At 71.4% G+C, this 11,339-nt stretch carries 14 protein-coding genes; 6 read left to right on the top strand and 8 right to left on the bottom strand.

Translation table 11 applies throughout. The annotated features are described in order from the left end of the window. Positions 1-14 precede the first annotated feature (14 nt). From DEJ47_RS23410 to DEJ47_RS23400, 3 genes are all read left to right on the top strand, one after another. Complete coding sequence (locus tag DEJ47_RS23410; protein WP_150171310.1) at positions 15-359, top strand: hypothetical protein; 345 nt, start codon at positions 15-17, stop codon at positions 357-359. An 83-nt stretch (positions 360-442) separates the two neighbouring features. After that, on the top strand, positions 443-664 hold the full coding sequence (locus DEJ47_RS23405; protein ID WP_150171308.1) for a hypothetical protein: 222 nt from the start codon (positions 443-445) through the stop codon (positions 662-664). A 98-nt stretch (positions 665-762) separates the two neighbouring features. Beyond that, positions 763-1,173 carry a VOC family protein gene (locus tag DEJ47_RS23400; RefSeq protein ID WP_150171306.1) on the top strand — a complete coding sequence of 137 codons (411 nt, stop codon included), beginning with the start codon at positions 763-765 and terminating at the stop codon, positions 1,171-1,173. A gap of 31 nt (positions 1,174-1,204) precedes the next feature. Here DEJ47_RS23400 and DEJ47_RS23395 read toward each other — a convergent pair whose 3' ends face one another. From DEJ47_RS23395 to DEJ47_RS37020, 3 genes are all read right to left on the bottom strand, one after another. Next, positions 1,205-1,603 (bottom strand): ATP-binding protein, encoded by a 399-nt coding sequence (locus DEJ47_RS23395; protein WP_150171304.1) that lies wholly within the window; start codon positions 1,601-1,603, stop codon positions 1,205-1,207. 153 nt (positions 1,604-1,756) lie between these two features. Continuing rightward, positions 1,757-3,085: a metallophosphoesterase gene (locus DEJ47_RS23390; RefSeq protein ID WP_190415520.1), complete on the bottom strand. Its 1,329-nt coding sequence runs from the start codon at positions 3,083-3,085 to the stop codon at positions 1,757-1,759. Between the two features lie 2 nt (positions 3,086-3,087). Beyond that, entirely contained in the window at positions 3,088-3,330 is a 243-nt protein-coding gene (locus DEJ47_RS37020) for an SCO4848 family membrane protein (RefSeq protein ID WP_055566125.1), read from the bottom strand. Between the two features lie 133 nt (positions 3,331-3,463). Here DEJ47_RS37020 and DEJ47_RS23385 point away from each other — a divergent pair, with 133 nt between their 5' ends. Further along, complete coding sequence (locus DEJ47_RS23385; RefSeq protein ID WP_263398923.1) at positions 3,464-4,702, top strand: D-alanyl-D-alanine carboxypeptidase family protein; 1,239 nt, start codon at positions 3,464-3,466, stop codon at positions 4,700-4,702. On the opposite strand, the gene DEJ47_RS23380 is transcribed toward DEJ47_RS23385, so the two are convergent. From DEJ47_RS23380 to DEJ47_RS23365, 4 genes are read right to left on the bottom strand one after another with little or no spacing between them, the layout of a single operon-like run. After that, the gene (locus DEJ47_RS23380) at positions 4,693-5,673 is read right to left on the bottom strand and encodes a YihY/virulence factor BrkB family protein (RefSeq protein WP_150171300.1); all 981 of its coding nucleotides are present in this window, start codon (positions 5,671-5,673) and stop codon (positions 4,693-4,695) included. The genes DEJ47_RS23385 and DEJ47_RS23380 overlap by 10 nt on opposite strands. Then, positions 5,661-6,143 carry a GtrA family protein gene (locus DEJ47_RS23375; RefSeq protein WP_223828461.1) on the bottom strand — a complete coding sequence of 161 codons (483 nt, stop codon included), beginning with the start codon at positions 6,141-6,143 and terminating at the stop codon, positions 5,661-5,663. Before DEJ47_RS23375 ends, DEJ47_RS23380 begins: the two co-directional genes overlap by 13 nt. A gap of 11 nt (positions 6,144-6,154) precedes the next feature. Further along, on the bottom strand, positions 6,155-7,111 hold the full coding sequence (locus tag DEJ47_RS23370; RefSeq protein ID WP_150171298.1) for a decaprenyl-phosphate phosphoribosyltransferase: 957 nt from the start codon (positions 7,109-7,111) through the stop codon (positions 6,155-6,157). After that, positions 7,104-7,625: a phosphatase PAP2 family protein gene (locus tag DEJ47_RS23365; protein ID WP_150171296.1), complete on the bottom strand. Its 522-nt coding sequence runs from the start codon at positions 7,623-7,625 to the stop codon at positions 7,104-7,106. Before DEJ47_RS23365 ends, DEJ47_RS23370 begins: the two co-directional genes overlap by 8 nt. Positions 7,626-7,801: 176 nt before the next feature. On the opposite strand from DEJ47_RS23365, the gene DEJ47_RS23360 reads away from it, so the two are divergent. After that, entirely contained in the window at positions 7,802-9,271 is a 1,470-nt protein-coding gene (locus DEJ47_RS23360; RefSeq protein WP_150171294.1) for an FAD-binding oxidoreductase, read from the top strand. Positions 9,272-9,293: 22 nt separating this feature from the next. After that, positions 9,294-10,049 carry a decaprenylphospho-beta-D-erythro-pentofuranosid-2-ulose 2-reductase gene (locus DEJ47_RS23355; protein ID WP_150171292.1) on the top strand — a complete coding sequence of 252 codons (756 nt, stop codon included), beginning with the start codon at positions 9,294-9,296 and terminating at the stop codon, positions 10,047-10,049. A 91-nt stretch (positions 10,050-10,140) separates the two neighbouring features. Here DEJ47_RS23355 and DEJ47_RS23350 read toward each other — a convergent pair whose 3' ends face one another. Further along, the gene (locus DEJ47_RS23350) at positions 10,141-11,331 is read right to left on the bottom strand and encodes a hypothetical protein (RefSeq protein WP_150171290.1); all 1,191 of its coding nucleotides are present in this window, start codon (positions 11,329-11,331) and stop codon (positions 10,141-10,143) included. Positions 11,332-11,339 lie beyond the last annotated feature (8 nt).

Here is an 11,339-nt window from a genome sequence, read left to right as displayed (position 1 = left end):
CGGAGGACTTTCCGATGGACCTCTCCTACTGGAGCACCGACGACTACCGGGACAGCTGGCTGCGCGCACTGCGCCGCGTCGACGCGGCGCAGGACGAGGTCGACTCGTGCCTGGTCACGTCGGTCTCGGAGCCGGCGACCGCGAACTTCGTCCACGCCTGGCCGCTCTACCGGCGCGGCACGGACGTGTACGTACAGAACTCGGTCATCTTCCTCACCGAACTCACCGAGGAGTTCCGTCCGGCCGAGCCGTGGCTCTCGATCGAGCCGCGCGCCACGGTCGACGAGGACGGAAACGAGATTTCCGAGTGGCGGACGACCATCGAAGAAGTCCGAGCGTTCCTTTCCACTTGCCAATAGCCCCCCTCCCCCCTCTCGCTTTTCCCCCCGACGCCGTCGACCGCCCGAAGATCGAGCTTCCGTCGGAGTTCAGGGCGAACTTCGTGCGCTGGACGAAGAGCGACCCGAAGCTGCGGGGCATCCTGGACGACGGCCAGGAGGAGTTGCGGGCGAAGTACGCGGCGATCATCGAGGCCGACCCGAACTCCAAGGCGGTCGCCTTCTACGACGCGGGCAGCTCCCTGACCACCGCCCGCAGATGGATCAAGAGCTTCGTCGGGACCGACGACAGCCTGACCGGCGAGATCCAGGCCATCAACCGGTAGGCGCCACGTGGGGCCGTACGGCCGAAGAATCGCACGGGCACGGTGCGCTCCATGCGCGCCTGCGCCCGTGCGACGGCCCGCATTCCTACCCTGACGGAATGTCAGACAACCAGCCGGTCGGACTGCTCGGCTTCGACAACGTCCTGTTCCCCGTCGGCGACCTCGGCGAGGCCGTCGGCTTCTACGAGCGGGCCGGCTTCCCCGTCGCGGCCCGCATCGACGAACTCGGGCTCGCCATCCTGAAGGTCGGCAAGGAGACACCGGGCCTGCTCCTGCGCGTGGAGGACGGCATCGTGCCGCGTACGCCGCCGTGGCCCTCCCCCCGCATCTGGCTTGAGGTCCCCGACGCCCGCGCGAAGGGCCAGGCACTGGCGGCGGCGGGCATCCCCCTGCTGAGCGAACCGTTCTCCGTGGCCACCGGCTGGACCGTGGAGATCACCGACGCGTGGGGGAACATCGTCGGCTTCACGGACTACCTGAAGCGGCCCGAGCTGGCGCGCACCGGCTGACGGCACCGCCACCCACGCCCCTGCCCCGCCCTCATCCCCGCACCAGCGCCCACACCGTCTTCCCGCACCCCCCGCGCCGCCACACCCCCCATGCCTCCGCCGTCGCATCGAGGAGGCACAGGCCGCGGCCGTGTTCGTCCTGGCAGGCGTCGGGTCTGCGGATCTGCGGCTCCGCGGGGCTCTCGTCGGACACCTCTATGAAGCAGGCGCCGTCGGCGAGCACGGTCACCGCGACCTCGAACTCTCCCTCGCCCGCGTACCCGTGGACGATCGCGTTGGTCGCGAGTTCCGACACGAGGAGCACGGTGTCGTCGAGCGCCCCGTCGTCCGCGGTGTGTCCCCAGGCCGACAGATGGTCGTGCACCCGTGTCCGGGCCAGCGGCACCGACGCCGGGTGCGGCGGCAATCTGAAGGCATCACGTCTCAGCACGTCCCCTGTACCCCCACCCCATGGCCCCTGTTCTCCCTGCCTCCCCGTGCCCCTCCGATGTGTCAATGCTGCGCGGCGTCACCGCGCGTGTCACTGCGGCACCCCCGGACCACGTACATCTGGCCAGTTCTGGACCACGCGGGCCCTGGCGCGTCAGGCCTGGCGTGACGCCAGTTCCACGACGGTGATGTCCGAGGGCGCCCCGACGCGCACCGGCGGGCCCCAGGCGCCCGCGCCGCGAGTGACGTAGAGCTGTGTGTCGCCGTACCGTTCCAGACCCGCGAGCGTCGGGTTGGCCAGGTCCGCGATCAGGCTGCCGGGCCAGAGCTGTCCGCCGTGCGTGTGGCCGGACAGTTGTAGGTCCACGCCGTGTTCGACCGCGTCGTGGATGACGACCGGCTGGTGGGCGAGGAGCACGGACGCCCGCGAGCGGTCCCGGTCGCCGAGTGCCTTGGCGAAGTCGGGGCCCTTGCCCTCGTCCTCACCCGCCACGTCGTCGACGCCCGCCAGGTCGAAGCCGGGGAGCTCGGTGCGGGCGTTGCGCAGCGGGTGCAGGCCTAGTTCGCGTACGTGATCGACCCACTGCTCGGCGCCGGAGAAGTACTCGTGGTTGCCGGTGACGAAGTACGCGCCGTGCCGCGCGCGCATTCCGGCCAGCGGCGCCGCCGCGGGGGCGAGATGCTCGACGCTGCCGTCCACCAGGTCGCCCACCACGGCGATCAGGTCGGGCTGCGTGGCGTTGACGGTGTCGACCACGCGCCGGGTGAAGCCGCGGCCGAGGATCGGGCCGAGGTGGATGTCGCTGACCACCGCGATCCTGAACCCGTGTGCCGCGCGCGGCAGTTTCGCCAGCGGCACGGTGACGCGCTTCACCTTGGGGCCACGGAGCACGCCGTACGTTCCGTGGCCCACGGTTCCGGCGGCCACGGCCGCCGCGGTGCCGCCGACGACGCGGGAGACGAAGAGGCGGCGGGAGGGGGAGGCGGTCGGCCTCTCCGGGGCAGGTGCGGGGCCGGACGCGGAAGCAGGTGCGGGACCGGACGCCGAGGCAGCCGCGGGGGCAGGCTTTTCGGCCTCGGGGGCAGTGTCGGCCGGGTCCGGCGCCGCGGACTCCGCCGCACCCGCACGTACGGATTCCGCTGCGGCCTCCGGAACCGTCCCCTCCCGTTCCACCCACCGCCGCAGCAGGGGACGCGCGAGCTCCCCCACGACCAGCGCGAGCAACAGGTAGAGCGACAGGGCCATCCACATGAAGCCCGGCCAGGCAAGCACCCGCTGGAGCAGGAACGGCGCCCCGGTCCGCTCGGCCACGAGCGCCGCGAACATCGTCAGGGGAGCCGCGACGAAGACCACCGTCCCGGCGCGCCGGGCGAACCCGGGCCCGGCCGTGGTGTCCCGGACGAGGCGGCGCCACGCGTACCAGTGGAGGGCCGCGAAGGCCGTCAGGACGGCCAGGCCCACGAGGACCATGAGGGCAACCACGGCTATGACGTTCTGCGCAGAGCACGGACTCCGCGGAACCCGATGGTGCCCACCACCGTCCCCAAGACAAAGGAGACAACGGCAAGCGTCAGGTGCACCCAGAAGTACCCGGTCGGGTTGTCCGCGTCGTCGAAGGCGAGCCCGCTGCCGTCCTTCCACAGGTTCTTGACGAAAGTGATCCAGATGAACCAGCTCCACACCCCGAAGGCGAGCAGGAACCAGGAGACAGGGCGGCTGAGCTTCATACGTTCAGTATCGCGAGCCTCCCTGCCGCACCGCCGCCGGGGTGGGGACGAGGGGACACAGCGGACCTCGGGAGCGACTTGCACAGCCCCGCCCTGTACGTTCTCGTCCGTGCCTGCCGTAAAAAAGACCGCCATGTTGGTCGCTTCCGCCGCATTGCTGACCATGTCGACCGCAGCGCCCGCGCTCGCGGACGGAAAGCCCAAGGACGACGACGGCCACCCGAAGCCGCCCGCCAAGATGTCCACCGTCGGCGGTGCGCAGCTCGGTGAGGCGGGCACCCAGGTGAAGCTCAAGCCGGGCGCGCCGGTGCTGCCGAAGGACCTGACGGGGCGTTCGTGGATCGTCTCGGACGCCGAGACGGGTGAGGTCATGGCCTCGCACAACGCGCACTGGCGGCTGCCCCCGGCGAGCACCCTGAAGATGCTCTTCGCCGACACGGTCCTGCCGAAGTTCCCCAAGTCGCAGAAGCACAAGGTCGCGCCCTCCGACCTGGAGGGCATCGGCGCGGGCAGCAGCCTGGTCGGCATCAAGGAGAACGAGACGTACAGCGTCCACGACCTGTGGCTCGGCGTCTTCCTGAAGTCGGGCAACGACGCGGTGCACGTCCTGTCCGCGATGAACGAGGGTGTCCCGAAGACCGTCGAGGACATGCAGAAGCACGCCGAGGAGCTCCAGGCCCTCGACACGCACGTGGTCTCCCCGGACGGCTACGACGCCAAGGGGCAGGTCTCGTCGGCGTACGACCTGTCCCTGTTCGCCCGCTCGGGGCTGCAGAAGAAGGACTTCCGCGAGTACTGCGCGACGGCCACGGCCCAGTTCCCCGGACAGATCAAGAAGATCGAGAAGGGCAAGGACAAGGGCAAGACGAAGCGCGGCACCTTCGAGATCCAGAACACCAACCGGCTGCTCACCGGCGCGCCCGGCATCAGCGCGTACAAGGGCATCGCGGGCGTCAAGAACGGCTACACCTCGAACGCGGGAAACACGTTCACCGGTGTTGCCGAACGGAACGGCAAGGTCCTCCTCGTCACCGTCATGAACCCCTCCTCAGGCGAGGCGCACGCGGTCTACAAGGAGACCGCCGGCCTCTTCGACTGGGGCTTCAAGGCCGCGGGCAAGGTCGACCCCGTGGGCCGGCTGGTCGCCCCGAAGGGAGCCACGGGCGGCGCGGGCAAGGGCGCCCCGGGCAGCGGCGGTGAGGGCACGGACGCGGAGAAGGCCGCGCACTCCTCCGACAGCGGGGGCAGCGGCATGGGAACCGCGCTCGCGATCACGGGCGGTGTGCTCGTGGTGCTCGCGGGCGGCGCCTTCGTGATCCGTCGCCGGCTGCCGCTGCCGGGCCAGTCGGGACGCCGTACGTCTCAGGACTGAGGCCGACGACCGCCTTTGTGGACGGTGGCTCCGGAAGCGGTCTCTACGGAGGACTCGGTGGTGGAGGCGGTCTCTACGGAGGCCGCCTTCTCGCCGTCACCGGCCTCCTCCTCGTCCGTACGTGACGCCCTGCGCGTCGCCGTCCACGCCGCGCAGAACAGCAGCAGCTTCGCCGTGAAGTTGATCCACAGGAGGAGCGCGACGGGCACCCCGAAGGCGCCGTACATGTTCTTCGCGGCGACGCCCTTCATGTACCCGCCGAGCAGCAGCTTGAGCAGTTCGAAGCCGGCCGCGCCGATCAGCGCGGCGGTGATGAGCCTGCGCCGGTCGGGCTGTACGCCGGGCAGCAGCGTCAGGACGTAGAGCAGCAGCAGGAAGTCCGCGAGGACGGCGATGGCGAACGCGAGGACCTGGAGCAGCACCGTGCCCCAGCCCTGCTCGTCGATGCCGAACAGGTCGGCGGTCCGCCCGACGGCGGTCGAGGCGAGCGCGGACGCGGCGAACGACGCGAGTCCCGCGCCGCCGAGCCCGAACAGCACGCCCGCGTCCTTGACCTTGCGCAGGACGGGGTTCTCCTCCTCGTCGGGCAGCTCCCAGACGGCCCGCAGGCACTCCCGCATCGAGCCGACCCAGCCGATGCCGGTGAAGAGCAGCAGGGCGCCCGCGACGAGCCCGACGGTGCCCGCGTTCTCGACGAGGGCGTCCAGGTTCAGCTGGTCGGAGATGCCGGGGACCTGCTCGGAGATCTTGCTCTCCAGCGAGTCCTGCTGCTTCTTCGAGAGCGTCGCCGCGGCGATCGCGGCAGCGACGGTGAGCAGCGGGAAGAGCGCGAGGAAGCTGATGAACGTCATGGCGGCCGCGAGGCGCGTCCAGTGCACCTCGTCGAGCCGTTCGTAGGACTGCCACGCGTGCGTGCGCATGCCTTTCGCGACGAGCGGCCCGATGCCGGGAAGTTTCTTCAGCCAGTCCATGACGCCTCCGTGCCTGCTGTCCTGCCTGTTGTCCTGCCCGCCCCGCGGAAGACCAAGGTCCGGGTACCCCAGAAGCGCAGAACAGTGGCGAGTGCCATACCGATGCCGGCGCCCGAGACGGTGTCCGCGCGCTGTGAGGTGAAGCCGAGTCCGTAGTGGGACACGGCGATGCACAGCAGCTGGACGAGGGCGCCCGCGATGTTGACGGCGAAGAAGACCGCGTACTGGCGCAGCCGCGAGATCTCCGCGGTCCTCCCGCGGTAGGTGCCGAGGGCGTTGCCGGCGTACGCCACGGAACAGCCCGCTACGAAGGAGAGGGATTTGGCGGTGAGCGGGTCGAGGCCGACGGGTCCGCGCAGCCAGATGAAGAGGCCGAGGTCGGCGGCGTACGCGCAGATCCCGGCGGCGGCGAAGCCGAGCAGTTCGGGCCCGAGCGCGCGCAGCCGTGCGCTCGGGGAGGTCACAGCCACCGGTCGACGACTCACCAGTCCGCGACCGCGAGCCCGTACATGGCGAGCCACACCACGCCGATCACGGCGAGGGCCCTGTCCCTCAGGACGACGTCCTCGGGCTCTCCCGCGGTGCCCCGGTCGGCGAAGACGGCGTAGCGCAGGATGGCGAGGATGAACGCGGCCATGGACAGCTGGCGCCAGGGCAGGGAGCCGTTGTCGGCGGTGCCGCCCTCCTCCATCGCCCACAGGCAGTACGCGAGGACGGCGACGCCCGCGGCCAGCTGCCACACGAAGCGCAGGTAGCCGGTGGTGTATTCGGTGAGCAACGCGCGCGTGGCGCCCGGTTTCCCGGAACTCGCGGCCATCTGGACGGCCTCGGAGTAGCGCTTGGCGGAGACCATGAAGAGCGCGCAGAAGCCCGTGGTGATCAGGAACCAGCGCGACAGCGGGATGTCGAGCGCGAGGCCGCCGATCATGGCGCGCATCAGGAAGCCGGTCGTGACGATGGTGAGGTCGACGACGAGGACGTGCTTGAGGCTGATGCAGTAGGCGAGTTGCATGCCCACGTACGCGGCCAGGAGCGCCGCCGTGAGCGGCGTGCACAGGACGGTGGCCGCCGTGGGCGCGAGGACGGCGAGGAGCCCTCCCACGGCGTACGCGACGGGGACCGGCACCTGTCCGCTGGCGACCGGTCTGCGGCACTTGGTGGGGTGGGCGCGGTCGGCGTCTGCGTCGCGCGCGTCGTTGATCAGGTAGACGGCGGACGCGGCGGCGGTGAACAGGACGAAGACGACGGCGACTTGTGTGACGGCGTGGCGCGAGAAGAGCTCACCGGCGGCGGCGGGGGCGGCGACGACGAGGACGTTCTTCACCCACTGGCGGGGGCGTGCGGTCTTCAGGAGGCCGAGGGGCAGGCCGACGGCGCCCGGCCGCGGTGTCCGGGGCGGTCCGGGCCGTTCGAGGAGCGTGGAGACGGGTTCAGGCATCGGTGCGGCCTCCGTTCATCCAGGCCGCACCCGCGCGCGCGGTGAGCGCGCCCAGCGCCGCGCCCGCGGCCACGTCCGAGGGGTAGTGGACGCCGACGACCATCCGGGAGACGCACATCGCGGCGGCCAGGGGCGGCAGAAGGTGGGTTCCGACGGGGCGCAGCGCGCCGTAGGCGACGACGGCCGCGGCGGCGGACGTGGCGTGGGAGCTGGGGAAGGAGTGCCGGCCCGCGGTGCGCACGAGGGGTTCGATGCCACCGACGGCGGCGGGGCGTGGGCGGCGCACGACGCGCTTGACGCCCATGCTGGCCAGGTGGGCGGCGGCGGTGAGGGCGGTGCCGCGCAGCCAGGCGCCGCGGCGCTCGCGGTCGACGGCGGCGCCCGTCAGGCCGGCGACGATCCAGAGCGCGCCGTGTTCGCCGGTGCGGGACAGGGCGCGGGCGGCGGCTGCCACGCGCGCGTCGCTGCCGCAGTCGCGCAGGGCCGACAGCAACCGGTGGTCCATGTCGTGCATGTCGCCTCTATTCCGAAGACGTTCGAGAGCGGTCGGTGGCCGGTCATCTCGACTCTTCTAGGCAACATCGGAATAATTACGTCAATCTAGGATGACACTCGCTCAATCACCCATTTCGGTGAGAGCTGGGATGGGTATGAGTGAAACGCCCAGGTATGGGCGATACGGTCACAGGCATGCCTGCCGACTCCCCCGCCGATTCCCGTACTCGCGCTTCGGCCCCGACGTCGCCCGCCGCATCCGTCCCCCCGGCGGCCGCTCCGCCCGTCCCCTCGGCGGCCGTGTCCGTCTCGGGCTGGGGCCGCACCGCACCGACGACCGCCCTCCTGGTGAGACCCCGGACCCAGGAGGAGGCCGCGGCGGCGGTGCGCGAGTGCGGGGAGCGCGGCGGCATCGCCCGTGGCCTGGGGCGTGCCTACGGAGACGCGGCACAGAACGCGGGCGGCGCCGTCTTCGACATGACGGGCCTCGACCGGATCCGCGTCATCGACACCACGCGGACGTCGGACACCGGTGCCCCCGCGGCCACCGTCGTCTGCGACGCGGGCGTCTCGCTGCACCACCTGATGGAAGTCCTGCTCCCCCTCGGCTGGTTCGTCCCCGTGACGCCCGGGACCCGCTACGTGACGGTCGGCGGGGCCATCGGCGCCGACATCCACGGCAAGAACCACCACGTCTCGGGATCCTTCTCCCGGCACGTCCTCGCGATGGACGTCCTGACCGCCGACGGCTCGGTGCACACGGTCGGGCCCGGCAGCGCCCTGTTCGACGCCACGGCCGGCGGCATGGGCCTGACCGGCGTCATCCTCTCTGCCACCGTGCAACTCCTTCCCGTGGAGACCTCCTTGATGGCGGTCGACACGGAACGGGCGACGGACCTCGACGACCTGATGGCCCGCCTCACCGCGACCGACCACCGATACCGCTACTCGGTCGCCTGGATCGACCTCCTCGCGCGCGGCGCGGCCATGGGCCGCTCGGTCCTCACCCGCGGCGACCACGCCCCTCTGGACGCGCTCCCGGAACGGGCACGCGCGCGTAGAGCCCCTCTCGCGTTCCGTCCCGGACAGCTGCCCGCCGCCCCCTCCTTCCTCCCGGAGGGCCTGCTCGGCAAGGCGTCGGTGGGTCTCTTCAACGAGCTCTGGTACCGCAAGGCGCCCCGCTCCCGCACCGGCGAGCTCCAGAAGATCTCCACCTTCTTCCACCCGCTGGACGGTGTCCCCCACTGGAACCGCATCTACGGCCGCAGCGGCTTCGTGCAGTACCAGTTCGTCGTCGGGTACGGCAAGGAGGAGGCCCTGCGCCGCATCGTGCGACGCATCTCGGAGCGCGGCTGCCCGTCCTTCCTCGCCGTACTGAAGCGCTTCGGAGAGGGCGATCCGGGCTGGCTCTCCTTCCCGATGCCGGGCTGGACCCTCGCACTCGACATCCCGGCCAACCTGCCCGGCCTCGGCGCCTTCCTCGACGAGCTCGACGAGGAGGTGGCCGCCGCCGACGGCCGCGTCTACCTCGCCAAGGACTCGCGCCTGCGGCCCGAGATGCTCGCCGCGATGTATCCGCGGCTCGACGACTTCCGCGCCCTGCGGGCCGAGCTCGACCCGCGCGGCGTCTTCCGCTCGGACCTCTCCCGCCGCCTCGCCCTCTGAGCCCCCTAGGAGACCGGTACACATGAAAGACGCCTTCGGCACCCCCCAGTCCCTCCTCGTCCTCGGCGGCACCTCCGAGATCGGCCTCGCCACCGCGCGGCGCCTCGTCGCCCGCCGCACGCGCACCGTGTGGCTCGCCGGACGCCCGTCACCGGCCCTGGAGAAGGCCGCCGCAGGACTGCGCGACATGGGCGCGGACGTGCGGACCGTCGCGTTCGACGCGCTCGACCCCGAGTCCCACGAGGAGTCCCTCGGCAAGATCTTCACCGAGGGCGACATCGACATGGTGCTCCTCGCCTTCGGCGTCCTCGGCGACCAGGCCCGCGACGAGGACGAGCCCCTCGCGGCGGTGCGCGTCGCCCAGACCAACTACACGGGCGCGGTCTCGGCCGGTCTGGTCTGCGCGCGGGCCCTCCAGTCGCAGGGGCACGGCTCCCTGGTGGTGCTCTCCTCGGTGGCGGGCGAGCGGGCGCGCCGTTCGAACTTCATCTACGGCTCCAGCAAGGCCGGTCTGGACGCGTTCGCGCAGGGCCTCGGCGACGCGCTGCACGGCACGGGGGTTCATGTGATGGTGGTCCGCCCCGGCTTCGTGCGCTCGAAGATGACGGCGGGCATGGAGGAGGCCCCCATGGCGACCACCCCGGACGCGGTGGCCGCAGCCATCGAGACCGGGCTGCGGCGGCGCTCGGAGACGGTGTGGGTGCCGGGGGCGCTGCGGTTCGTCATGTCGGCACTGCGGCACGCGCCGAGGCCGGTGTTCCGCCGACTGCCTCTCTGACTTCCTTCCGGAGCCCGCCGCGCGGCATGTCCCGTCTGCGCCGCCCCAGGAGCCCGCCGGGCGGCTCGTCCTCTGCGCCCGTCGCGCCTCGCTAGGGGCTCCTGGGCGGCTCGTACGTGGCGATCGTGGGCATGGTCAGCGGGTTGCCGCTCTGCATCACGTAGACCTTGCCCACGCCGATGAACTTCCTCGTGCCGGGCACCGGCACGACGGGGTCGAGCCAGAGCTGCTGCCTGCCCTTGGCCGTGACCTCGCCCTCGGCGGGCAGGTGCGGCCAGGACAGCTTCGTGCAGCGACCCTCCGGGGAGCGGTAACGGCGTACTCCGAAGAGCAGCCCTCCGTCCTCCCCATGGGTGACGATGTTCCGGGAGAGGCAGTCGTCTCCTCGGGCGACCTTCCGCTCGTGCCAGCGGGAGCCGTCCCAGCGCAACAGGATGTGCTCGATGGGCGGCTCCTCCTCGACCTCGCCGTGGTTGAACGTGTGCGACCCGAACGCCCACGCCTCCTTCGGAGAGACCACCTCCACGCCGTCGAGGGACGCTCCCGGCTCGGGCGGTACGGGCTCGGGGAAGCGGTAGGACGGTGTCGGCGTGGACGTCCATGACGTGCCGTCCCAGTGCATCGCGGCGGGCTGGCTGAGCTCGCCTCCCGCACCGTCGACTCCTGGCCCGCTCGTACGGAATCCGACCGCCCACAGGTCGTCCCCCGCCGTGCCGTCGAGCGCGTTGGCCGCGGCGGGCAGCGCGTGGGTGGTCCAGCGGCGGCCGTCCCAGTGCTGCGCCTGCCGTTCGCCGAGCAGCACCCACACGTCGTCGGGTGCGAAGACCTTCGTCTCGGAGACCGTCCCCGAGCCCGGGGGCCGCGGCACGCGCTGCCAGCGGTCGCCGTCCCAGCGGGCCACGCCGACCGCGAAGTCGGCGCCGGATCCGAAGATCCACACGTTGTCCGGCCCCGAGGAGTCGAGCCGCGGATGGAAGATGTTCCCGTCCAGCTCGGCGGGCGGCTTCCGCCGCTGCCATCCGCCGCCTTCGTAGCGCATCAGAAACTGGCCCCGGGGGTCGCTCATGTCGCCGTTGTCCGACTCCCAGCCAGCGGCCCAGATGTCGTCCTCGGACGCCGCGGTGACGGTGGTCATCTCGCCCCTGACCGTCTTGTCGACGTGCTCCAGCTGCCAGGAGCGGACCTTCGCGGGAGCACTGGTCTCGGGACGATCGCCGGAGTCCGCGCCGCATCCCGCCACGGCGAGGACCAGCACGGCCAGAGTGGCGGAGGTCTTCTTCACAGCCCGTT

The sequence above is a fragment of the Streptomyces venezuelae genome (assembly GCF_008642355.1).
GTDB classification, from domain to species: domain Bacteria; phylum Actinomycetota; class Actinomycetes; order Streptomycetales; family Streptomycetaceae; genus Streptomyces; species Streptomyces venezuelae_B.
This window is presented reverse-complemented; position numbering and strand designations above follow the sequence as displayed.